Raw genomic sequence first — 23,096 nt, forward strand, 5'->3', positions numbered from 1 at the left:
CGTCTTCGTCCCCGGTGGAGCGGCCGCACCGGGGGTCTCGGGCCCCGGCGGAGCGCGCCGGCTCCGGGGGGACCGACCACAGATTCCGGGCCGCCCCACCCGGCGGGTCTCGGGGGCGGTGCGCGCGACGCACCGCTTACGCCGTACGGTTTGATGCGCGCCAATTGCGGCCCGCCTGATCATTTGGGAGAGCGTCCGGATGCCCCTCACCGTGCCCCGTACCGGAGCAGCGCCGGGCAGCAGGCCACGTTGGTGGACCGAGCTGCCGCTGGTCGCCGCGGTGTACCTCGCGTACTCGGCCGGCCGGCTGCTGGCCCGAGACGACGTGGACGCCGCCGTCGGCAACGGGCTGAGCATCCTCCGTCTCGAACGCGATCTGCGGATCGACTTCGAGACGCCGCTCAACGACCTGTTCACCCACCACGCGGTGATCGGGGTGCCGGCGGACTTCGTGTACGCGTCGCTGCACTACCTGCTCACCCCGGCGGTCCTGGTCTGGCTGTGGCGGCGGCGTCCGGCGCACTACCGCCTGATGCGGACCTGGCTGCTGGTCTCCACCCTGATGGGACTGATCGGCTTCACGCTGATGCCGACCTGCCCGCCCCGGCTGCTGGACGCCGGGCACGGCTTCGTGGACACCATGGCGCAGTACGCCTCGTACGGCTGGTGGGGCGGTGAGGCGAGCGCGCCGCGCGGCCTGGGCGGCTTCACCAACCAGTACGCCGCGATGCCCAGCCTCCACGTGGGGTGGGCGCTGTGGTGCGGTGTGGCGCTGTGGCTGTACGGGCGTACGGTCTGGGCGAAGCTGGGCGCGGTGGTGTACCCGCTCCTCATCCTGATCGTGGTCATGGGCACCGCGAACCACTACTTCCTCGACGGCGTGGCCGGGATGGCCGTGATGGGCGTCGGCGCGCTGCTGGCCCGGCCGGCGCTGCGGCTGGCGGACCGGGTGCGCGGCCGGCGGCGGGGCGCCGCCGAGCAGTCGGCGGACGCGGCGGAGCAGCCGGCGGACGCCGCCGGGCAGCCGTCGTCCGGGGCCGCCCCGGACGCCTCCGGGGACGACGCGCGGCGGGACCGCGGCACCACGCCTGTCGGCGCCGGATGCGACACTTCGGCCCGTGAACCCGAACGGATTCCTCGACAGCACGACGGAGGTGCCGGCGGGAGGCCCGGCGGCGGGGTCCGGGCCGGCCACGCCCGGCCCGACGGCGATGGCGCGGACGCCGTCCCGGCCGACGCCGACGACGGGGCTGCGGCAGCGGCTCGCTGAGCTGCGCGGCCGCTCGGTCGCACCACGCCCGCTGGACGCCCGGGCGCTCGCCGCCCTCGCCGCCAACCCCGGCTGCCGCCGCCGCACCCTGCTGGACGGCGCCGGGGTGGACAAGCGGGCGCTGGCCGGTGCGCTGGGGTCGCCGGCGACGTTCGGGCAGTCCCAGTTCGCGCACCAGCGCGGCAACATGTTCGAGGCCCGGGTGAAGGCGGACGGCGGTGGGGAGCTGCTGCGCCTGCTGTACGAGCGGCTGGGCGGCGCGGCCCGCGGCCTGCCCGCCCCGGAGCCGGGCGACATCGACACCCCCGACCTGACCGCCGCCGGGCCCGAGGGCCGTACCGCGCGGACCGCGCTGGCCCTGCGGGACGCCACCGCGGCCGGGCGCTGGGCCCTGCTGGACCACCCGATGGTCACCCTGGACGTGGCCGGGTCGCCGGTCTTCCTGGAGCCGGACGCGGTGGTGGTCCACCCGGACGGCGGCTGGACCGTGATCGAGATCAAGTCCTTCCCGGTGGTGGACGGCGCGGCCGACCCCGCCAAGGTGGGAGCGGCGGCGCGCCAGGCCGCGGTGTACGTGCTCGGGCTGGAGCGGGTGGCGGACCGGCTGGACGACCGGCCCGGGACGCCCCCCGCCGCCCGGCCGGCGGCTGCGGCGGCACCGGTCCTGACCCTGGTCCCGCCGGCCGCCGGCGACGGGGACGGTGACCGGCTCCGCGAGCGGCCGGAGCAGGACGGCGGGTCCGGCGACGGGCCGGAGCACGGTCCGGGCCCCGGGACCACCGGCGGTGCCGGCGCCGTAGGCCCGGCCACCGGTCCCGCCGGGGACACGCCCACCGGTCCTGCCGGGAACGGGAGCGGCGATCCCGACGGGGACGGGAGCGGCGATCCCGCCGGGGACGGGAGCGGCCGGGCGCCGGCCGTGGACCTCCCCGGGCCGCGGACCGCCGCTGTCTCGCCGGCCGCCTCCGCCGCCCCGGGCACCGCACCGGCCGCGGTCGGCGCACAGGGCGAAGGGGCCCCGCGTACCGGAGCGAGCCGGGTGCACCACCGGGTGCTGCTGGTCTGTCCCAAGGACTTCTCCAACCTGCCCACCGCGGAGCTGCTGGACGTCCGCAAGCAGCTGGCCGTCACCCGCCGCCAGCTCGCCCGGCTGACCCGGATCGAGGAGATCACCGCCGGGCTGCCCGAGGACCTCACCTTCGACCTGCGGCCGGCGGAGGACGGCCGGACGCCCACCCGGCCCGCCGCGGAGCTGGCCGCCGCGGTGGACGCGGTGGAGGCGGCGTACGCGCCGGAGTGCCTGGCCTCCTGCGAGCTGGCCTTCCACTGCCGGGAGCGGGCCCGGGCGGCCGGCTCCGTGGAGGCCCTGGGCCGGGGCGTACGGGGTGAGCTGGGCGGGCTGACCACGGTGGACGCGGTACTCGCGGCCGCCCGGCGGGCCCCCGCCCCGGACGGCCACACCCCCGCCCCGGGCTGCCGCACCGGCTCCGGCCTGCCGTACGGCGGTGACCGCCCGCCCCCGGCGACGGCGGCCCGCCCCACGGCCACGACGGCCCGGACGGGTCCTCCGGGGACGGCCGGGGCGGGGGCCTGCGGGAGGGCCCGGGCACGGTCGGCGACGGGGACGGCTCCGGCCGGTCCGGCGACAGCAACGGCCCGGGCGGATCCGAGGACAGCGACGGTCCGGACGTGTCCGGCGGCGGGAGAGGCCCAGGCACCGCCGGTGCGCACGGCTCCCGCACGCCCGGCGACGGCGGCCCGCGTGCCGGTGGTGGCGGCGACGGCACGGACGGATGGGCGGACGAAGACCCCGCCGTGCAGGCGCTGCGGCGGGCGGCGGCACTGCGCGCCGAGGCCCTGGCGTTCCGCGCGTCCGAGCAGCCGGAGGGGACCCCCGGATGCCGCTGACCGAGGCGTACCGGACCGGACCGGTGGGCCGCCCGGCGCGTCGCGGTGCGCCCCGGTCCGCACCGGCGGCCCGCGCGACGCGCCGCCCGGCGGCCGCCCTCGTGCCCCCGCACGCGCCGGTGCCCGTCCCGGGGGCCGGGTTCCGCGTACCCGAGCGCCCGGCACCCCTGCCCCGGCCGTCCAGGGCCACGCCGTCGGCCCGGCCCGCGCCGAGGTCCGCCGTGCCGGTGGTGCCGGCACCGCAGGCCCGCCCGGCACCACCGGTCCGGTCGGCACCCCACGCACCGGCGGCCCGGTCGGCATCACAGGCGCGCCCAGCAACACAGGCCCGGCGAGCACCGCACGCACCGGTGGCCCGCCAGGCACCACCCACGTCGCCGGCACCACAAGCAGCACCACCGGCACCACCGGCCCGCCCGGCACCACCGGTCCCGTGCGTACCACCCCCGCCCCCGACCCCGTCCCTCTCACCCCCGATCCCACCCGCACCCGCCCACGTACCGACAGGGGAGCCGGTATGTCGCTGATGACCACACTCGCCCGGATGGAGGCCGTCCGCGCGGGGCGGGCCCAGCCGCTGACCACGGTGCGGCACCGTCACCTCTCCGGCCGGCCGATGGTCTTCGTGCCGCTCACCACCGCCGGCGAAGCCGGGGCGCCGCTGGGCGCGCTGGTAGGGACCGACCGGGACGCCCCGCGGCTGCTGGTGGTGGCCCAGCCGCGCGACCGTGACCTGCGGTTCGCCTTCCTCGCCGAGCTGGCCGAGGAGATGCTGCCGTACCTCGACGGATACGCCGACGACGTCGAGACGGAGATGCGCAAGGAGACCGACCCGGAGACCGGCAAGAAGGTCCCGGTCGAGGTGGAGCTGTGCCGGGACGCCCCGCAGCTGCTGGTGCCCAGCGGCCCCGGCGTGGAGTACGTGCGGCTGCTGGGGCGGTCGATGCGGTTCCGCCGGACCGCCGAGCAGGACCCGTCCGCGCCGTACCCCGCACCCCCGCGGGTCCCGCTGCTCGGCCGCTGGCTGACGCACTACGGCGAACGGTCGCGGGTGCCAGGTTCCTCCCTGCTGCTGCCGGTGACCGGGCTGCTGGGCCGCCACTGGGCCACCGGCCAGAGCGTGCTGGAGGACCAGCACCTGGGTGCGCTGCTGGGCTGGATCGACCCGCCGCCGGGCACGACCGGCGCGGAGGCGGCGCTCCGGGCGGAGCTGGGCCGGACCGCCGAGGGGCTGCTGGAGTTCCCGCCCGCGGGCCCGGCCACCGACCCGGTCTTCGACAACATCCGGCTGGCCCCGGCGGTGCGGCGCTACGACGCGGCGCGCGCCGCGGCCGCCGAGGGCCGGCCGGGCGCGGCCGGGCCGCTGCGGCGGGCCGAGGAGGAGGTGCGCGACCTGGTCGCCTCGCAGCTGCGGCCGGTCTGGGACGCGGTGTGGCGGGCGGTGGACCTGCTGGCGGCGCTGCCGCCCGGTGCGCGGGTCGCCGAGCGCTGGAAGCGGGACCGCTGGTCGTACACCGCGCACCGGGACCGCGTCCGGGCCGGCGAGCCGCCGCAGCCCAAGCGGGACGACGCGGTGACCGCGGCGCAGAAGCTGCTGGCCCGGGAGACCGCGCAGGCGCAGCTGGACGCCCAGGAGGCGCTGGACGACCCGCTGGTGATGGCCGAGCGGCGGCTGGCCGGGGAGGCGTTCGCCGGGCAGGTCGGCGAGGTGGAGATGGTGTGGACGGAGGCGAAGGTGCCCCGCCCGCGCCCCCTGGTGACGGTGGTCACCGAGGACCAGCCGCACCTGACCGCGGAGTCGAAGCTGTACCGGGCGCTGCCGGACGGCCGGACGCAGACCGCGGAGTTCGCCGGGCACGCGCCGGGCGGTGGGCTCGTGGTCCGGCTGACCGGCGGCATGGGCCGGGGCCGCGACCCCGACCCGGGCACCGTCCCGGAGAAGGGCGACCAGGTGTGCTGGACGCTCTTCGAGCACGCGCCCCGCGGCGGTCCGGAGCTGCCCGGCCCGGAGCAGACCCCGTGGACCCACGGCGGGCCCCCGGCCGCGGCCGACGGGACGGCCGTGGCCCCCGACCCGGTGACCGAGGAGGACTTCCTGTGATCCGTACGCCGTCCGCCCCCGGCCGTGGAGGAGCACCGTGGCCGAGCTGAGCAGGGGAGCGACGCGCCCCCGGACGCCGGGCCCGGTGCCCGCGGAGACCGGCGCGACGGGTCCCGGTCCGTCGCACCCGGGCCCGGCCGGAGCCGGTGCGGGCACCGCGCCGGACGGCGGCCCGGCCCCGGGGTTCGACCCGGCCGAGGCCGCCGCGCGGGCCACCGAGGCGATCCTCCACGACACCCTGCACGGCGCGCACCGCGGTGTGGTGGTGGACTCCCCGCCGGGCGCGGGCAAGTCCACGCTGGTGGTGCGGGCGGCCCGTGAGCTGGTCGCGGCCGGCCGGCCGCTGATGGTGGTCGCGCAGACCAACGCGCAGGTGGACGACCTGGTGGACCGGCTGGCCCGGGAGGACCCGGAGCTGCCGGTCGGGCGGCTGCACAGCAGCGATGCCAACCCGTACGACCCGGTCCTCGACCGGCACCCGAAGGTGGTGACCTCGGCCAAGGTGGCGGAGCTGGCGGGGCTCGACGTGGTCGTCTCCACCGCGGCGAAGTGGGCGCACACCCGGAACGTCGAGCCGTGGCGGCACGCGATCGTGGACGAGGCGTACCAGATGCGCTCGGACGCGCTGCTCGCGGTCGCGGGGCTGTTCGAGCGGGCGCTGTTCGTCGGCGACCCGGGCCAGCTCGACCCGTTCAGCGCGGTCGGCACCGACCAGTGGGCGGGCCTGTCGTACGACCCGTCGGCGAGCGCGGTGTCCACGCTGCTGGCGCACAATCCGCAGCTGCCGCAGCACCGGCTGCCGGTGTCCTGGCGGCTGCCGGCGTCGGCGGCGCCGCTGGTGTCGGCGGCGTTCTACCCGTTCACCCCGTTCCGCAGCGGCACCGGCCCCGGGGACCGGCGGCTGTCGTTCGCGGTGGCCTCGGACGGTTCCGGACCGGACCGGGTGCTGGACGAGGCGGCCGGGTCGGGCTGGGGCCTGCTGGAGCTGCCCGCCCGCCGCACCCCGCGCACCGACCCGGAGGCGGTGGCGGCGGTGGCGGCCGTGGTGCGCCGGCTGCTGGACCGCGGGGCGACGGCGACCAGCGAGCGCGGCCCGGATCCGGTGCCGGTGACCGCGGACCGGATCGCGGTCGGCACCGCCCACCGGGACCAGGCGGCGGCGGTACGGGCGGCGCTGGCCGCGGTGGGCGTGACCGGTGTCGCGGTGGACACCGCCAACCGGCTCCAGGGCCGGGAGTTCGACGTGACGGTGGTGCTCCACCCGCTGTCCGGGCGGCCCGACGCGACCGCGTTCCACCTGGAGACCGGCCGGTTGTGCGTGCTCGCCTCCCGGCACCGGCACGCCTGTGTGGTGGTCTGCCGGGCCGGGGTGACCGAGCTGCTGGACGAACACCCCTCGGCCGAGCCGGTGCAGCTGGGGGTGACGGTGAAGTTCCCGGACGGCTGGGAGGCTCACCACGCCGTCCTGGCCCACCTCGCCGGACACCGGGTGGCCTGGCGGCCGTGAGCCGCGGGCCCTGGGCGGGTCGGGCCCAACCGGCCGTCCTGCCGTCCGAGCGGGCGGCAGCCCTGGCCCCCGGCCGCTGGCCGGTCCGGGCCCGGGAGGCGATGGGGTCTCCGCCGCCGTGCCGGATGCGGCGAAGCGCGGCGGGACAATGGAATGCGGCACACGATCCGGGAGGTACGTACATGACCGAGCCGCAGTCGGCTCCCCGCCCACGCGCCGAGGGCTCCGAGCGACGTATGAAGCCCGCGCCCCTGCTCTTCGAGCCGACCGAGGCCACGTCCGACCCCGAGCACTTCTTCGACCTGGAATCCATCGAGGACCCGTTGCAGCTGCTGGACCGCTCCACCGAGCTGGCGCTCGCCTTCCGCGCGGCCACCGACCGGGCGATGGAGTTCCAGGCGATCGCCGCGGCGCAGCTGGCCGACCCGCGGCGCTTCGACCGGCTGCGGCCGGCGCTCATCGCCGAGCGGGCGGAGTGGACCGAGGACTACGCCCGGAAGATGGTGGAGTTCGGCCGGGAGCTGCTGCGCGAGGAGGACCGCCAGGAGTGATCCGGCCGGCGCCCGCCGCGGGCCGGGTTCCGCAGCGGACTCGGCGCGGATTCGGCGTGGCCCCGAGTGGCCCCGTGGATGAGCCATTGGCATGTGCGTTCGGGGCAAGATACTCCGCCCCGCCCGCGCATGTCCCGGATTTCCCTGTTCAGAAAAACCGTCCCGGGCCGGTCCGCGAAGGTGGAGCCATGACCACATGGCCCCGGGAAACCCAGACTGCCGCCCACGTCACCAGCGCAGGAGCCGCCTGGCTCGCCTCGGCCAGCCGCTTCCCGCGCAGCGTTCACGCCCTGTGGGCGGAGCGCCCCACCGCGCCGATCGTGCTGCCCTGCGGCACGGTCTTCGACATCATCAGCGCCCCCGCCCTCTTCGGCCGCCGGATGGTCAGCCGGTTGTGGGCCGACGGGCCCGGGACCGGTCCGGTCGGGACGCAGCGGGGCAGGGTGCTGATGTTCGCGGCGCCCGGCACCGCCCAGCGGCTGCCCGCCCTGCTGCGCTGGGAGGAGTGGGGCGGGGAGGCTCCGGCACTGCTGTGCCACGGCACCGGGGACGCGGTGACCGTGCCGCCGCTGCGCCCGGACGAGACGGCCGAGCCGGACGCCCTCGCCGCGTCCCGCTGGCTGGTCGCGCCGGATGTCCGCCACCCCTGGCTGCCGGGGGCCGACGTGCTCCTCTGGGCCTGCGTCCGGGCCGCTCGAAGCATGTCCACGGCCGCCGGGCGCACCGCCGTGGCCAGGGGTTTCGCCCTCTCCCCACGGTGATCCGGCCGGGCGGCGCGGGGCTGCCGGGAGGGCGTGCGGGGACGGATTTTCGTTCCTCCTGACCAGGGTGCTAAGGTCTTCTACGTCAGCAGGCGCCGCTAGCTCAGTTGGTTAGAGCAGCTGACTCTTAATCAGCGGGTCCGGGGTTCGAGTCCCTGGCGGCGCACCGACGGAAGAAGGCCCTCCACCACGGTGGAGGGCCTTCTTCGTGCTGCCCGGCGCCCTGTTCCCGGCAGGTCCGGCCGGTGCACGCCCCGGCACCCGTCGGGGGACGTTCGCGGCCGCTCCCCGGCACCCCGCCGGCGGACGGTACCGGCCGCGCCCCGGTACCCGCCGGCGGCCGGCGGACGTACCGGCAGCGCCCCGGTACCGCCGGCGCCGGCAACGGCACCCCGCGCCCGCGCACCGGTACCCCGCTTCAGGCACCGGCACCCCGCCCAGGACCACCGGCGCCCCGGCCGCGACCGGGAGGGGTGCGCCGCGCGGCCCGGGCAGCCCCCTCGGCCGGTCGGCCGGCCGGTGACCGCGGGACGCAGCTCGGCTCCGCTTCCCGGGACGGGCCGGGCGGGAAGCGGAGCCGAGGGCGCGACCCGGCAGGGAGGGGGTGGCCGGGACGCTTCACCGTGGCGAAGGGGGGCGCGGGCGGCGCTCGCCGGGTCATCCGGCCGCGCGGGCACCGGGGAACCGGGCCCGGACCGGGGAACCGGCCGCCGGACGGGGAGGACGTCCGGCCCGGAACCCGCGGCGGGCGGCCCGCGGCCGCCGGGTCAGGCGGCGAAGAGGTCGAGCACCGGCCGCCGCCAGCCGGCACCGAGGTCGAAGTCGAGCGCCGGGTCCGAGGCGAGCACCGCCTGCTGGAGCTTCTGCAGCCGCGGTGAGGGCTCCAGCCCCAGGTCCTCCACCAGCCGGGCGCGCAGCCCCTGGTAGACCTCCAGCGCCTGCCAGGGCCGGCCGGCCCGGTAGAGGGCGGCCATGCACTGGGCGTGCAGCCCCTCGTGCAGCGGGTGACGGGCGGTCAGCTCGGTCAGTTCGGTGAGCAGCGCGGCGTGCCGCCCCAGCCGCAGGTCGGCCTCGATGCGCCGCTCCAGCACCCCCAGCCGGCTCTCCTCCAGCCGCGCCACCTCGATCTCCAGGATGGGTCCGACCCGGACGTCCACCAGCGCCGGGCCGCGCCAGACGGACAGCGCCTGCCGGAAGAGCAGGGACGCCTGCACATCGTCGCCCGCGTCCAGCGCGTCGTTCCCGGCGGATACCAGCCGGTCGTACTCCTGGACGTCCACCGAGCCCGGCTCGGCCTCCAGCAGGTAACCGCCGTAGCGGGTGGCGAGAACGTCCTTGGACGCCTGCGGGGCCTGCGGGCCGTAGGCGGCGGCGATCCTGCGGCGCAGCTGGAGGATGTACGTCTGCAGGGTGGTGAGCGCGCTGCGCGGCATGTCGCTGCCCCAGATCTCCTCCATCAGCGTGGGAACCGGCAGCATCTGGTTGGCGTATACGGAGAGGAGCGCGAGGATCTGCCGCGGCTTCCCCGCGGTGGGCACGATCGACTGACCGCAGGCCTCGACACTCAGCGGCCCCAACAGCTTGATGTCCATGGTTCCGTACCTCCGTCACCCGTCACACATCCGTCGGATACCCCTGGCGGCGGTCCACGCCAATGGGGCATCTACGAGCCTCGCGCGCCGGTGGTGCGGCGGGCCAGTGCCGGATTCCCGATCTCCATATGAATCCTGGGTGGCGGTCCCCATGACAAGCTCACACCCTGGTTATGACAGCGTCACCGGCCCCATGTGACTTTTTCACCCCGGGCCGCTGGCCGGAACCACCGTGCACGTCGAGGAGAAACCCCCATGAGCAGCGCCATCGCACTCCCGCCCGCCGGGCCGGGCGCGGCGGACCACCCGACCACGACGGACCGTCCCGAACGGGCGACCGACACGGAATGGTCAATGCCGGTTGACGGACTTCTGATCGAAGACCTCTCCGAGGGCGGGCTGCGGATGCCCCCGCCGCGGATCTGCATCTGCACCGTCGCCGCCGGCTGAGCACCCTGGTGGGTACGCTGCGCTTCGCACCCCACCTGGGCGTGGCACGGGTCCCGGGGGAGGGTGTCCACCTGGTGTCGGAGCGCGGTGTCACGGTCCTGCGCGGCCGGGCAGCCGAGGTGCTGGCCCCGCTGCTGGACGGCACCCGCGAAGCGGACCGGGTGCTCGCCGACGCGGCGCGTGAGATCCCGGCCGGGACCGCCGCGCGCGTCCTGGCCCGGCTGCGCGCCGCGGGACTGGTGTACGAGAGCACGGCGGACCGCCCCCCGGGCCCTTCGGACGCCTACTGGTCGCTGGCGGGCCTGGCCCCTCCCGCCGCGGTGCCCCTGGACGCGGCGACCGCCCCGGACCCCTTACCGCGGCCCCCCGCGCCCGGACCCCGGTCGTCCGTGCCCCACGGCCCCCGCGCCCGGTCTCCGTGACGCGGCCGGCGTCCCGGCCGCCGGTGACGCGGCGCCCGCGCCCAGGGCCCGTGCCCGAACCCACCGCACCCCCGGACCCCGCGGCCGTGCCGGAGCCCGAGCCCGCCCCGTCCCAGGATCCCGCCCCTTCCCAGGGCCCCGGCCCCGTGCCGGGAGCCCGAGCCCACCGTGTCCCCGGGTCACGACGCCCCGGCGGTCGCCGTCCGCGTCCTGGGCTCCACCGGCACCCCGGAGGTGCGCGACGCCCTCGCCGCCGCCGGTCTGCGCGGCGTCCCCGCCGCGTCCGGGGCCCCGCTGACGCTCGTGGTCTGCGACGACTACCTGGACCCGCGGCTGGCCGGGCTCGACGCCGGGCACCGTGCCGCGGGCCGCCGCTGGCTGCCGGTCCGGCCGGTGGGCACCGAGGTGTGGCTCGGGCCCTTCCTCGGCGACCCGGGGGGCCCGTGCTGGTGGTGCCTGGCCGAACGGCTGTGGCGCGGGAGGCGGGCGGAGGCCCGGCTGCTGACCCGGCTCGGCCGTACCGCGCCGGTGCCCCGCCCGCCCGCGGCGTTACCGGCGACCCGGGCCGCCGCCCTCCGGCTCGCCGCCGCGCAGGCCGCCGGCTGGCTCGCCGGCCACCGGGACCCGTCCCAGGCCGACCTGTGGACCCTGGGCTGCCTCGCCCCCGGCGGGGAGCGGCACCCGGTGCGCCGCCGTCCGCAGTGCCCGGGGTGCGGGGACCCCGGGCTGGTCGCCCGGCGGGTACGGGCCCCGCTGGATCCGGTCGCGGACGGCTCCCCCGCGCCGCTCGGCCCGCGTGCGCTGCTGCGCCGCTTCGGCCACCTGGTGGACCCGGTCACCGGACCGGTCACCGAGCTGCGCCGCGACCCCCGCGGCCCGGCGGACCTCAACTGCTTCCACGCCCCGTACCGGCCGCCCGTACCGCTGCCGCCGGGCGCCGGGACCCCGCCCGACCCGTCGGCACCCGCCGTCCCCCCGCCCCCCGCCGCGCCGGCCGCTCCCGGGGGCGGTCCCGGCGGCGGTCTCGACGCGGTACGGGCCGAGCTGGACGCCACCGCGTACGGCAAGGGCACCGACGCCGGCCGGGCCGAGGCCGCCGCGCTGTGCGAGGCGCTGGAGCACCTGAGCGGGTACCACCACGGGGACGAGCCCCGCCGCCGGGCGCGCTACCGCGACCTCGGCCCGGAGGAGGCCGTGCACCCCGACAGCGTCCAGCTCTTCGACCCGCGCCAGTTCGCCGGCCGGGACCGCTGGAACGCCGAGCACGCCCCGCAGCACCGGGTGTGCGACCCGTTCGACGAGTCCGACGCCGAGGTGGAGTGGACACCGGTGTGGTCGCTGACCGCCGGCCGGCACCGGCTGATGCCGACCGCGCTGCTCTACCACGGGGTGCCGCAGCCCCCGGGCCGGCGGTACTTCCTGCCCGGCTCCAACGGCGCGGCGGCGGGCGCCGGACCGGCCGACGCCGTGCTGCGCGGCTTCCTGGAACTGGTGGAGCGGGACGCGGTGGCGCTGTGGTGGTACAACCGCACCCGGCAGCCGGGCGTGCCGCTGGACGCCGGCCCGGCGGCCGCGGACGGGCGGCGGGCGCGGTGGATCGACCGGGTCCGTGAGGTGCACGCCGGGCTCCACCGCGAGGTGTGGGCGCTGGACCTCACCAGCGACCTCGGGATCCCGGTGGTCGCGGCGCTCTCCCGGCGCACCGACAAGCCGGCGGAGGACATCGTCATGGGGTTCGGCGCCCACCCCGATGCGGGTACCGCGCTGGAACGGGCGCTCACCGAGCTGAACCAGATGCTGCCGCCGCTCGCCGGGGTGCCCGCCGCCCCGCACCGGGCGGCCGGCGCACACCGGGCGGCCGGCGCACACCGGGCCGCCGACGCGCGCGGGACCGGGACCCCCGGACCGTACAAGGCCACCGGAGCCACCGGAGCCGCAGCCCCGGGCGGAGCCGCCGGAACGACCGGCACGCCCCGGCCGGCCGCCCCCGGCCGGACGGCGTCCGGGGACGGGTATCCCGCCGCGGACCGGTACGCGCTGCGCTGGTTCCGGGACGCGACGGTCGCCGCCCATCCGTATCTGATCCCCGATACCGCGGCGCGGCCCGCCCTACCCGATCCCCATTTCCGCGAGGTTGCTTTCCGGCCAGACGCCCCGGCGGCGGAACAGATCGCGGTGGCCGTCGATGTGCTGCGGCGGCGCGGAATGGAATTGCTGGCGCTGGATCAGGCCCGTCCTGATCTCGGGATGCCGGTGGTACGGGTGGTCGTTCCCGGACTGCGCCCGCACTGGGCCCGGTTCGCGCCCGGACGGCTCTTCGACACCCCGGTCGAACTGGGCCGGCTTTCCGCTCCCACCGCGTACCGGGACATCAATCCCGTACCACTGTTCCTCTGATTCTCAAGCGTGACTCAATATTCCCTCCACCCATCGGGAGTTCGGATACTCTCGGGCAAGCCACCTCATACGGTTCGAGATTCCGGAGGGTTAGTGCAGGGCATTCCCTTGCCCGACGAGGCCGGGTGTGACGCGGGGCCGCTCCGGACGGAGAAGTACCACGACGATCTGGCACCGCGTATGGCCGTGGTCATCACCGCGGTCGTCCTGCTCGGATATTTCAGCGTGGCGATCACCTATGCGGTGGACGCCCGTCCGTCCGCCCAGCTGCTGGACGCGGCGCTGATGACGCTCGCCCTGCTGCCCGCCCTCGTCGTGCTGCTCGCCCTCCAGCTCGCGCACTCCTTCCCGGGGCTGGTCCCCCGGCTGCGCGGTGCCCGGCACTGGACCCTGGGCATCCAGGCGCTGCTGACCTTCCTGCCGTTCGCGGTGTTCAAGCACGCCTGGCTGGGCATGCCCGGCTTCCTCGCCGGCTCCGCGCTGCTGGTGCTGCGCGCCCCGCTCTCCTGGCTCGCCTTCGGCGCGATCATGGTGTGCACCGACGCGCTGCTGTTCCAGGTGGGGTTCGGCTGGGGCGAGGTCGCCTACACCTCGGTCTCCACGGCGCTCACCGGGCTGGTGGTCTACGGACTGTCCCGGCTGACCGGGCTGGTCTCCGAGGTCTACCGGTCGCGCGCCGAACTGGCCCGGCTGGCCGTGGACCAGGAGCGGCTGCGGTTCGCCCGCGACCTCCACGACCTGCTCGGCTACAGCCTCTCCACCGTCACCCTCAAGTGTGAACTGGTCCACCGGCTGCTGCCCGAGCAGCACTCCCGCGCCCACCAGGAGCTCACCGAGATCCTGGAGATCTCGCGCCAGGCGCTGGCGGACGTGCGCTCGGTGGCCCGCGGCTACCGGCGGATGTCGCTGTCGGCCGAGGTCCGTACCGCGCGCTCGATGCTCGCCGCGGTCGGCATCCGCACCTCGGTCCGGCTGGACTGCCCCGACCTGCCCGAACTGGTGGACACCGTGCTCGCCAGCGTGCTCCGGGAGGGGCTGACCAACGTGCTGCGGCACAGCAAGGCGGAGCACTGCACGGTCGAGGCGGTGTGCACCGGCCGCACGGTGCGGCTGGTGCTCGCCAACGACGGGGTGGGCAAACCGTCCACCATCCTCGCCGCGGACGGCGACGACGGCGCGGACGGCGGCAGCGGCCTGGGCAACCTCGGGGTCCGGGTGGGGCAGCTCGGCGGCCGGCTGGGCGCGGGCGTACGGGCCGCCGACGGCTGGTTCGAACTCACCGCCGAGCTGGGGCTGGACCGGGCGGACGGGCCGGCCGGGCGGGACGGGCACGACGAACCACCCGGGCAGGACGGACGGGACGGGCGGGACGGACCGGGCCGGGACAGCGAGGAGTGCGGCCCGGCGGTCACCGCCTGACGGCCACGCCGCACCCGGCCGAAGGCCGGCACCGTCCGCACCGACGACCACGCCCCGCCCCGGCCGGCGGCCACCACCGGGACCGAACACCGGCGCACGCACGGCAGACGGGCACCGCCGCCCCGGCAACCGCCGCGGCCGCCCGGGCCGGTCACAGCCAGCCGGCCTCCCGGGCGATCCGGATGGCGTCCACCCGGTTGCGGGCGTTGAGCTTGGTCACCACCGAGGTCAGGTAGTTCCGTACGGTCCCCGCCGAGAGGTACAGCCGGGCCGCGATCTGCGCCGCGTTCTCCCCCTGCGAGGCGTGCAGCAGCACCTCCAGTTCGCGCGGGGTCAGCGGCTGCGGCTCGTCGTCGAGCGCGGCCAGGACCAGCTGCGGGTCCATCACCCGCTCCCCCTTGGCGACCGAGCGGATCGCGTGGCTGAGCGTGTCGGGGCTGCTGTCCTTGAGCAGGAACCCGGAGACGTGGGCGGCGAGCGCGCGCCGGAGATTGCCGGGCCGGCCCAGGCTGGTCAGTATCATCGTGCGGCACTCCGGCACCGCGGTGTGCAGTGCCGCCGCGGCCGACAGCCCGTCCATTCCGGGCAGATCGATGTCCAGGACGGCGACGTCGGGGCGGAGTTCCCGGCTGCGCGGCACGATGTCCGAGCCGTTCGACAGCTCGGCCACCACGTCGATATCGGGTTCGAGTTCCAGCAGCGCCACCAGGGCCTGGCGCAGCATCCGCATGTCCTCGGCGATGAGAACTCTGACCACGTCGTCCCCCGAGTGTCCCTCTGGTCCGTCACACACCGACATTCCGGACCGCCTCCCCCGGTGTTCCGGCGGTCGGCGGCCCGGGAGTTCTCCCCCGGTGCGGGGCGGCGCCCGCGGCCACCGCCCCGCATACGATTATTCCCAAATCCTTTCGCCCGCCGCAGCACTCCGCGGCGGATTCCACCGTGGGCGCGGACTTCCCGCCGCCTTTCCCCGGGATGATTTCTGGATACCAGTTCGAGAATGCGTCAGGTGTACGAAAGTGCTCCGTCCGCGGATCCCGAAAGGGTGCTCCGGGCGGCGCTTTCGCGGATCACCCCGAACCGGGACGGCACCGGTTCGGCGCCCGGATCACACCGGGACGGCACCGCGGCACATCCGGCGGCCGGCCTCCGGCGCGCCCGCCCGGGGCGGTCCGCCGCCCCGCCGCCCCGGGAGGTGCGCGGAGCCGCTCGGCGCGCCGGTGGACCGGCCCGGGCCATCCGCCGTAGCCGACCCGGCGGCGGGGCGCCCCGCCGCCGAACCGGCCGGCGTATTCGCGCCTACGCGGTTCGGCGGGCGGCGCCGGACCGCGGGCCCCGTGACGGCGTAGCGCGGTCCGGACGGCCGGTCAGGGCGGGCCGTCGCGGGTGATCCGCACCGTCCAGGCGCCGCTGGTGGTCCGCCCGCGCACCTCGACCCGGACCCCGTCGGTGCCGGCCTCCAGGCGCTCCCCGACCCCCAGCGGGGCGTCCGCCAGCTCCGGGTGGACCGATTCCTCGGGGCAGCCCTCGCTGTGCGGGTGGCCGTCGAGGACCCGCACCGGCCCCTCGCCGGAGGCCACGTCGCTGCGCACCCGGTACACCAGCACGCCCTCGGCGCAGATCCCGGCGTCGTTGCCGTAGGTGCCGCGCGCCTCCACCGCCACCGCCCGGGCGGGGCCGGTCCGCACCACGACCAGCCGGGTCCGGGTGTCGGTGCCCGGCACCCCGGCGGTCATCGGCGCGCCCACCGGTTCCAGGGTGTGCAGGGTGGTCCCGGGGGTGTGCACGCAGTCGACCTGCCGTTCTCCGATCCAGCCGAGTTTCCATTTGTGCCACCCGAACGGGTCGGGAGCCAGGCCGAACTGGCTGCCCATCAGATCCCAGTCGCCGACCAGGGTGTCCCAGTCGCCGCCGTCGTCGCCGCCGGGCCGCCGGTAGAGGTCCGGCAGGTCGAAGACGTGCCCGGTCTCATGGGCCAGTACGTGCCGGTCGGGCGGATGGTTCTCGAAGACCGTGACCAGCCGCCGGAGCGGGGTGCCGTCCGCCGTGAGCGGCTCGTCGAAGTTCACCACCTTGGTGGCGTCGGCGTCGATGCCCGGGGCGTCCGGGTCGGCCACCAGATAGACGAGGTCGTACCGGGCGAAATCCACCCGGGGATCGGCCGCGGCCACCGCGTCCCGCAGATAAGCGGTACGGCGGTCGGCCGCCCAGTCGCGCCGTATGGCGTAGGCGGTGGACTCCCGCGGCATCGCAATCCACCGTTTCTCGGGGTGGACGCGGAGGTGGAACCGCCCGTACGAGGCGCGGCGGAAGAAATCGGCGGTGGCCGGGAAATGGTCGGAGACCAGTTGGGCGGGGGTGGTGTAGGGCTCGGAGTCCGGAAAGGAGAGGAAGACCATCAGGGCGTCCAGCGACCGTACCGGCCGCGGGTAATCGTCGTTCCAGGTGTCCAGTCCCTCGGAGTGGTGAACCTCGCCGCGGGGCAGCGCGCAGGGGCCGCCGAAGGCCACGGCACGCGCCGGACCTGCGACGACGGTGGTGGCGACCACCGCGACGAGTGCGGTCAGCATGGCTCCGGCCCGGCGCAGCGGGGACGGCCGGCCCGCGGGGGCGGGGAGCTGCGGACGCGCCACGACGACCTCCCGGACTCACTTCGGGGCACCGCATCCACCCTGCGGGGGAATCGGACGTCACGCACTGTTCCGTTGCGCCGGTCGAGTGAAAGCATCGGCGGCCGGGTACGTAACTGTCGGTCACAGTCGGTCATCGGGATATTCGGTCCGTGCAGAGTCGAGCAGAAACGGCCAGACACATGATCACGACGCCAGAGATTCCGGTTGCGTTGCTGGAACGGCCGGAGTAAGAGCCTCTATGATCGCCACATTTCCAGCGGGATTCCCTATTCGGGTGGCACGTCACCGTCCATCCGACGCCCGGTGTGAGATACCGAGAAGACCTGTACGAGACGAGCACCACGCGGGAGCGAACGGTGAGCGGACCCCCTGACGGCCAGGGTCGCGCGCCCCGCAGTACGCCGCCGACGATCACTCAACGTCATACTCGGCCCGGCATCGACGGCGGCGGGGCGGCCCCCGGTGACTACCGTGCGGCATGGTACGCCGCACACCTGGCGATGGCTGTCGTGGACCGCGACGGCCGGGTGACGGACGCCAACCCGGCGCTTCGTGAGCTGCTCGGCACCGATCTCGCCGGCCTTCTCGCGCGCGGCGCGGCGGAGCTGGCGGGCCTGCGGGAGGACCCGGTGCTGTGGAGCGAGTACCGCGAGGTGCTCCTCGGCGAGCGGCGGCAGCTGTCCTGCACCCGGCGGCTGGAGCCGGCCGGCGGCGGCCGGGCCCGCTGGGCCGAGGTGCGGATCGAGCCGCTGCCGGACGGCGGGGAGGGGTTCCTCCTCACCCTGGTGGACGTCAGCGAGCGGCGGGAGCTGCAGGCGCGGCTGCGCCATCTCCAGATGCACGACTCGGTGACCCGGCTGCCCAACCGCAGCCTGTTCTTCGAGCGGCTGGCCGCGGCGCTGCGACAGGCGGCCGGGACCGGGGACGGCACCGGCCGGATCGGCCTGTGCTACCTGGACCTCGACGGGTTCAAGGCGATCAACGACACGCTCGGGCACCGGGTCGGCGACCGGCTGCTGGGCGCCGTCGCCCAGCGGCTGACCGAGTGCGCCGCGCCCGGCGGCCACCTGGTGGCGCGGCTGGGCGGCGACGAGTTCGCCCTGCTGGTCGAGGACTCCCGGGGCACCGAGCAGCTGTGCGAGCTGGCCCGGACGGTGCTGGCGGCGCTGCAGCGCCCGTTCGACGTGGGCGGTCAGCGGCTGTCGGTCTCGGCGAGCATCGGCCTGGTGGAGCGGCCCGCCGCCGAGACCCACGCCACCTGGCTGATGCAGGCCGCCGACACCACGCTGTACTGGGCCAAGGCGGACGGCAAGGCCCGCTGGACGCTGTTCGACCCGGAGCGCAACGCCCACCGGATGACCCGGCAGGCGCTGTCCAGCACGCTCCGGCCGGCGGTGGAGCGGGAGGAGTTCGTCCTGGAGTACCAGCCCCTGGTGGGGCTGGTGGACGGGGTGGTGCGCGGGGTGGAGGCGCTGGTGCGCTGGGAGCACCCGCGGTTCGGCAGACTGTCGCCGAATCGGTTCATCTCACTGGCCGAGGAGAACGGCGCGATCGTGCCGCTGGGCCGCTGGGTGCTGGAGACCGCCTGCCGCCAGGCCCGCCACTGGATGCTGGCCCACCCCCGGGCACCGCTGCTGGTGAGCGTCAACGTGGCGGTGCGCCAGGTGTGGGACTCGGACCTGGTGGCGGACGTGGGCGCGATCCTGGGCCGGACCGGGCTGCCGCCGGACCTGCTGCAGCTGGAGCTGACCGAGTCCGCGGTGATGGGCTCGGCCGGCCGGCCGCTGGAGGCGTTGCAGCAGCTGAGCGACATGGGGGTGGCCATCGCCATCGACGACTTCGGCACCGGCTACTCCAACCTCGCCTATCTGAGCCGGCTGCCGGTCTCCACGCTCAAGCTGGACGGGTCCTTCGTCCGCGGCTTCCGGCCGGAGGAGCCGGCCAACCCGGCGGACGAGACGATCGTGGAGGCGCTGGTGGAGCTGGCCCACCGGCTCGGCCTGACGGTCACCGCGGAGTGCGTGGAGAGCGCGGAGCAGGCCGAACGGCTCGCCCGGATCGGCTGTGACACCGGCCAGGGCTGGTTCTACTCCCGGGCGCTGCCGGCGGAGCAGATCTCGGCCATGATCGGCGGTTACGCGACGGCGGTCGGCGGCAGCTGAGCGGGACCCGGACGCCGGGGCCCGCTGCCTGGCCGCGATGCCTGGCCCTGATGCCGGGACCGGACGCCGGGGCCCGATGCCGGGGCCCGATGCCGGGGTCGGACGCCGGGCGGCTCTGCCGGGCGGTGGCACGGCGCTCCCGGCGCCGGCCGTGCGGGGCCGGTGCTCCCGGGCGGGACGTGCCGTCCCGGACCGGGACGGTGCGGTGCACCCGGGCGGCCGGGTGCCGACTCGCGGGGCCGACCGGCCTGCGCGGGGCCCGCGACGGGTACGGCCGCCGCGGCGGTGCGCGGCGGCCGCGCCGCGGTCAGCCGAGGACCGGCAGGCCGTAGGCGTCCGCGATCAGCTCGTAGGAGCGCAGCCGCTCGGCCCGGCCGTGCCCCGTCGTGGTGATCTTGATTTCGTCCACCCCGGTCCGCTTGACGAGGTCGTTCAGGCCCTCCCGCACCGCGTCCGGGGTGCCGTGCACCACGTTCGCCAGCCAGCTGTCCACGAAGTCCAGCTCGAAGTCGCTGAACGGGTACGCCTCGGCCTCCTCGGGGGTGGGGACCAGGCCGGGCCGGCCGGTGCGCAGCCGGAGCATGGAGAGCGCACCGGTGAGCACCTGGCGGCGGGCCTGCCGCTCGTCCTCGGCGGCGAAGGCCGAGACGCCGATGGAGGCGTACGGCCGGTCCAGCACCGCCGAGGGCCGGAACTGCTCGCGGTACAGGTCCAGCGCGGGCACGGTGTGGGTGGCCGAGAAGTGGTGGGCGAAGGAGAAAGGCAGCCCCAGCATCCCCGCCAGCCGCGCGCTGAACCCGCTGGAGCCCAGCAGCCAGATCGACGGCCGGGCCGGGGACTGGACGCCACCGGGCACCCGCCCCTGCACCGGACCGGGCACCGCGTGGATACGGGCGTACGGGTGGCCGTCGGGGAAGTCGTCGTCGAGGAACCGGGTCAGCTCCAGCAGCTGCTGCGGGAAGTCGTCGGCCCGCTCGTTGAGGCTGTCGGTGCGACGCAGCGCGGCGGCCGTGGCCCCGTCGGTGCCCGGCGCCCGCCCGAGCCCCAGGTCGATCCGGCCGGGGGCCAGCGCCTCCAGGGTGCCGAACTGCTCGGCGATCACCAGCGGGGCGTGGTTGGGCAGCATCACGCCGCCGGAGCCGAGCCGGATGCGGTCGGTGTGCGCGGCCAGATGGGCGAGCAGGACGGCCGGCGAGGAGCTGGCCACGCCCGGCATGGAGTGGTGCTCGGCGACCCAGAACCGGTGGAAGCCGCGCCGCTCGGTGAGCTTGGCCAGCTCGGTGGTGGTGCGCAGCGCCTGCCCGGCGGTCACCCCGGCGCCGACCGTCGCCAGGTCCAGCACCGACAGGGGCACGGGTGCGCTGCCGAGGGCTTCGGCCCGGATGAAGCCGTCCTGCACGTCCTGCACGTCCTGCTGGTCGGCCACGTCGGCCGCCTCCCTCACGTCCTGGCGCGCACCGCGGCGCGCGCATGGTTCCGCATGACGGAGCAGGTCAACCGGAGTGGTACTCCGTTTATTCCTCGGGCGCGGCGTCCGCCGCCCCGCGTGGCCGGTACCGGCCGGTTCCGGCCACGCGGGGCGGCGGCACGTCTCCGCCACCGGCCGGTGCGCGCCGGCCACCTCGCCCCCGACCCGGCCCGGCCCGGCGCCGTGGCGGGGTCACCGCGGGCGCCGCGGTGGTCACCGGTGGTGCCGGGCGTGGGTCACCAGTGGGCGGGGCGGGTGAGGGTGGCGGGCAGCCGGGTGGCCGCGTCGCCCCGGGCCGCGTTGAGCTGGGCCTGGGTGAGGAAGAGCGCGCCGGTGAGGTCGGCGCCGTCCAGCCGGGCGTCCCGCAGGTCGGCCCCGATGAGGTCGGCGGTGCGCAGGTCCGCCCCGGTGAGGTCGGCGGCGATCAGCAGCGCCCCCCGCAGGCTGGCGCCGCGCAGGTCCGCGCCGCGCAGCCGGGCCCCGATCAGGTCGGCGCCCCGGTGGTTCCGACGGGGGCCGGGGACCTCGGCCCGGGCCAGGTCGCCGGCGCGCAGCAGCAGCGCGTTGACCTCGTCGCGGACCGCCGCCACATCGGTGGCCAGCAGCGTCTCGGCGCTGCCGGCGGTGAGCCGGTCGAGCCGGCGCAGCGCACCGCGCAGCTCGCCGTGGACCGGGGTGGCCGCCGGCAGGGCCAGGGCCTCGGTGACGTACCAGAGCAGTTCGTGCAGCTGTCGCATCAGCGGGAAGACCTGGAACATCTGGCGCGCGGTGGCCGGGTCCCGCCGCCAGTCCCGCCCGTCGAAGGTGGTCCGGGAGACCTTCTGGCCGGCGCCGAAGCAGTCGAAGACGGTGCAGCCGGCGAAGCCCTCCTCACGGAGACGGGCGTGGATGCCGCAGGAGAAGTCCTCCCGCAGGTTGGCGCACGGCCGGCCGGCCTCCTTGCCGACCGCGAAGTCCGCCGACGCGGCGAAGGGCAGCGCCACGCAGCACAGTCCGAAGCAGCTGGCGCAGTCGGCGCGCAGGCCGGACCGCACCGCCTCGATGGACAGGGTTCGACTCTTCCGGGACAACGGGTGCACTCCTGCGGGGCCGGCGGTGGGGCACCGCCGCACCGCCGCGCTGCCCGGGTTCCGGGCCATTCTGCTCCAGCGGCCGCCCCGGGGACGGCCCCGGGCCCGCTCCGGCCCCCGGTAGCGGTACGGCGCGGCCGGGGCGCCGGGGGTGCCGCAGCGGGCGGGCCGCCACGGACCGGACCACCGCCGCGGGGCGGCGAGCCGTCACGGACCGGACCCGGACGCGTGCGGCACGGGGCGCCCGCGGCCGGACCTCGTCCGGCCCTGACGGCCCGGACGCGCCCGACCCGGCCGGACCTCAGCCGGCCGGGGCGGGCTCGCCCAGTTCCGAACCGCCCCAGGTGGTGACCCGGACCTCGTCCCCGACGGCCAGCCCGCCGGTGCGCAGCACGGCGAACTTGGCGCCGAACGCCACCCCGCCCCGGGCGGCCCGCCGGTAACCGGCGAGGGTCCGCAGCGGCTCCGGGCCGGCCCGGGTGCCGCGGTCCTGGTCGACCAGCGTGACGGCGCAGCGGATGGCGAGCTTGGTGTAGCCCAGCTCGGTCTCCCCGATGCCCATCCGCCGTACCAGGTCCTCCCGGTACGGCTCGGTCCAGCCGTCCAGCACGATGTTGGGCCGGAAGCGGTCCATCGGCAGCGGCTCCCGGCCGGCCGCGGTGATCCGCCGGTTGACGTCGTCCAGGGAGGCGCGGGAGATGACGTGGACCGCGCTGCTGTCGGCGTATCCCGAGGTGCCCGGGGTGAGCCCGTCGGTCCGCCGGTCGTGCTCCGGGGGCACCCGGACCAGTCGGCTGGGCACGCCGAGCACCGCGGAGAGCCAGTCGGCGGCGTCCTGCCCCTGGTCGATGCCCCGGTAGGGATCGCCGAAGAGGGTGACGTCCCGCCGGACGGACTCCCGGTCGATCGGTACGGTCAGCTCGGCGGTCCCCGGTGCCCGCAGGGTGAGCCGGTCGCCGTCCGCGCCGACCAGCGGGCGGATCACCGCCAGCCGCGGGGTGCCGCGCTGGCTGCGGAAGACGCCGTCGCCGTCCACCACCATGAAGCTGCGGTCGTGCGCGATCCCGGCCTCGGTGAGCACCGCTTCGGTGAGCGGTACCCCGGCACACCCCTTGATGGGATAGGTCAGCAGTTCGACGACGGTGGCCACCTTCGCACTCTACTTCCCGCGGCGCACCCGCCGGGCCGCTCCCGGACCGCCCACCCACCGGGCCGCCGGCCCGCCGCGCACGGCCAACCCCACCCCCTCGTGCCACCCGTCCGCCGCCCGGCGGCCCACCGCGCCGACGCCCGCGGCCACCCCACCGGGCCACCGGCCCCACCACCCACCGACCGGTCGAGGCCGGGCCCGCCCCGACCGTCCCGCCCCCGACCGGTCGCAGCCG

Annotated in this window: 16 protein-coding genes and 1 tRNA gene; 11 read left to right on the forward strand and 6 right to left on the reverse strand. The window is 76.5% G+C overall.

What is annotated here, in order from left to right; all coding sequences use genetic code 11:
* The first annotated feature begins 199 nt into the window (after positions 1 to 199).
* From IHE55_RS09565 to IHE55_RS09590, 6 genes are all read left to right on the forward strand, one after another.
* Positions 200 to 1,270 (forward strand): phosphatase PAP2 family protein, encoded by a 1,071-nt coding sequence (locus IHE55_RS09565; RefSeq protein WP_197988640.1) that lies wholly within the window; start codon positions 200 to 202, stop codon positions 1,268 to 1,270.
* Positions 1,271 to 3,695: 2,425 nt separating this feature from the next.
* Positions 3,696 to 5,279, forward strand: coding sequence for a hypothetical protein (locus IHE55_RS09570; protein ID WP_197991898.1), 1,584 nt, complete (start codon positions 3,696 to 3,698; stop codon positions 5,277 to 5,279).
* A 223-nt stretch (positions 5,280 to 5,502) separates the two neighbouring features.
* Positions 5,503 to 6,786 (forward strand): AAA domain-containing protein, encoded by a 1,284-nt coding sequence (locus IHE55_RS09575; RefSeq protein ID WP_197991899.1) that lies wholly within the window; start codon positions 5,503 to 5,505, stop codon positions 6,784 to 6,786.
* A 182-nt stretch (positions 6,787 to 6,968) separates the two neighbouring features.
* Positions 6,969 to 7,337, forward strand: a complete 369-nt coding sequence (locus IHE55_RS09580; RefSeq protein WP_197988641.1) for a DUF8844 domain-containing protein — start codon at positions 6,969 to 6,971, stop codon at positions 7,335 to 7,337.
* A gap of 74 nt (positions 7,338 to 7,411) precedes the next feature.
* A complete protein-coding gene (locus IHE55_RS09585) occupies positions 7,412 to 8,098 on the forward strand; it encodes a bifunctional DNA primase/polymerase (RefSeq protein ID WP_307826589.1) in 687 nt (228 codons plus the stop codon).
* Between the two features lie 92 nt (positions 8,099 to 8,190).
* A tRNA-Lys gene (locus IHE55_RS09590) sits at positions 8,191 to 8,264 on the forward strand.
* Positions 8,265 to 8,865: 601 nt separating this feature from the next.
* Here the strand turns inward: IHE55_RS09590 and IHE55_RS09595 are convergent.
* Positions 8,866 to 9,690: an AfsR/SARP family transcriptional regulator gene (locus tag IHE55_RS09595; protein WP_197988643.1), complete on the reverse strand. Its 825-nt coding sequence runs from the start codon at positions 9,688 to 9,690 to the stop codon at positions 8,866 to 8,868.
* Positions 9,691 to 9,945: 255 nt separating this feature from the next.
* Between IHE55_RS09595 and IHE55_RS09600 the strand changes: the two genes are divergently transcribed.
* The 4 genes from IHE55_RS09600 (at position 9,946) to IHE55_RS09615 (ending at position 14,378) form a co-directional block, all read left to right on the forward strand.
* A complete protein-coding gene (locus tag IHE55_RS09600; RefSeq protein WP_197988644.1) occupies positions 9,946 to 10,140 on the forward strand; it encodes a hypothetical protein in 195 nt (64 codons plus the stop codon).
* Positions 10,141 to 10,148: 8 nt separating this feature from the next.
* Positions 10,149 to 10,562 carry a hypothetical protein gene (locus tag IHE55_RS09605; RefSeq protein WP_197988645.1) on the forward strand — a complete coding sequence of 138 codons (414 nt, stop codon included), beginning with the start codon at positions 10,149 to 10,151 and terminating at the stop codon, positions 10,560 to 10,562.
* Positions 10,563 to 10,679: 117 nt separating this feature from the next.
* Positions 10,680 to 12,959, forward strand: coding sequence for a TOMM precursor leader peptide-binding protein (locus IHE55_RS09610; protein WP_443742621.1), 2,280 nt, complete (start codon positions 10,680 to 10,682; stop codon positions 12,957 to 12,959).
* Between the two features lie 180 nt (positions 12,960 to 13,139).
* Positions 13,140 to 14,378, forward strand: a complete 1,239-nt coding sequence (locus tag IHE55_RS09615; protein WP_197988647.1) for a sensor histidine kinase — start codon at positions 13,140 to 13,142, stop codon at positions 14,376 to 14,378.
* A gap of 151 nt (positions 14,379 to 14,529) precedes the next feature.
* Here IHE55_RS09615 and IHE55_RS09620 read toward each other — a convergent pair whose 3' ends face one another.
* Positions 14,530 to 15,135 (reverse strand): response regulator transcription factor, encoded by a 606-nt coding sequence (locus IHE55_RS09620; RefSeq protein ID WP_197991900.1) that lies wholly within the window; start codon positions 15,133 to 15,135, stop codon positions 14,530 to 14,532.
* A gap of 610 nt (positions 15,136 to 15,745) precedes the next feature.
* The gene (locus IHE55_RS09625) at positions 15,746 to 16,948 is read right to left on the reverse strand and encodes a M6 family metalloprotease domain-containing protein (protein ID WP_197991901.1); all 1,203 of its coding nucleotides are present in this window, start codon (positions 16,946 to 16,948) and stop codon (positions 15,746 to 15,748) included.
* Between the two features lie 419 nt (positions 16,949 to 17,367).
* Between IHE55_RS09625 and IHE55_RS09630 the strand changes: the two genes are divergently transcribed.
* The gene (locus IHE55_RS09630; RefSeq protein WP_197988648.1) at positions 17,368 to 19,173 is read left to right on the forward strand and encodes a putative bifunctional diguanylate cyclase/phosphodiesterase; all 1,806 of its coding nucleotides are present in this window, start codon (positions 17,368 to 17,370) and stop codon (positions 19,171 to 19,173) included.
* A 307-nt stretch (positions 19,174 to 19,480) separates the two neighbouring features.
* Here the strand turns inward: IHE55_RS09630 and IHE55_RS09635 are convergent, their stop codons facing one another.
* The 3 genes from IHE55_RS09635 to IHE55_RS09645 all read right to left on the reverse strand — a co-directional run bounded on the left by IHE55_RS09635 (position 19,481) and on the right by IHE55_RS09645 (position 22,861).
* Complete coding sequence (locus tag IHE55_RS09635) at positions 19,481 to 20,599, reverse strand: LLM class flavin-dependent oxidoreductase (protein WP_197988649.1); 1,119 nt, start codon at positions 20,597 to 20,599, stop codon at positions 19,481 to 19,483.
* A gap of 278 nt (positions 20,600 to 20,877) precedes the next feature.
* A complete protein-coding gene (locus IHE55_RS09640; protein WP_232265505.1) occupies positions 20,878 to 21,711 on the reverse strand; it encodes a pentapeptide repeat-containing protein in 834 nt (277 codons plus the stop codon).
* Positions 21,712 to 22,012: 301 nt separating this feature from the next.
* Positions 22,013 to 22,861, reverse strand: coding sequence for an MOSC domain-containing protein (locus IHE55_RS09645; protein WP_197988651.1), 849 nt, complete (start codon positions 22,859 to 22,861; stop codon positions 22,013 to 22,015).
* Positions 22,862 to 23,096: the final 235 nt, after the last annotated feature.

It is taken from the genome of Streptomyces pactum (assembly GCF_016031615.1).
Classification (GTDB): Bacteria; Actinomycetota; Actinomycetes; order Streptomycetales; family Streptomycetaceae; genus Streptomyces; species Streptomyces pactus.

Bases quoted from the DNA above. Each gene is read 5' to 3' on its own strand.
- IHE55_RS09565 (WP_197988640.1), top strand. From the start codon at position 200: ATGCCCCTCACCGTGCCCCGTACCGGAGCAGCGCCGGGCAGCAGGCCA.
- IHE55_RS09570 (WP_197991898.1), top strand. From the start codon at position 3,696: ATGTCGCTGATGACCACACTCGCCCGGATGGAGGCCGTCCGCGCGGGG.
- IHE55_RS09580 (WP_197988641.1), top strand. From the start codon at position 6,969: ATGACCGAGCCGCAGTCGGCTCCCCGCCCACGCGCCGAGGGCTCCGAG.
- IHE55_RS09595 (WP_197988643.1), bottom strand. From the start codon at position 9,690: ATGGACATCAAGCTGTTGGGGCCGCTGAGTGTCGAGGCCTGCGGTCAG.
- IHE55_RS09600 (WP_197988644.1), top strand. From the start codon at position 9,946: ATGAGCAGCGCCATCGCACTCCCGCCCGCCGGGCCGGGCGCGGCGGAC.
- IHE55_RS09615 (WP_197988647.1), top strand. From the start codon at position 13,140: ATGGCCGTGGTCATCACCGCGGTCGTCCTGCTCGGATATTTCAGCGTG.
- IHE55_RS09625 (WP_197991901.1), bottom strand. From the start codon at position 16,948: ATGCTGACCGCACTCGTCGCGGTGGTCGCCACCACCGTCGTCGCAGGT.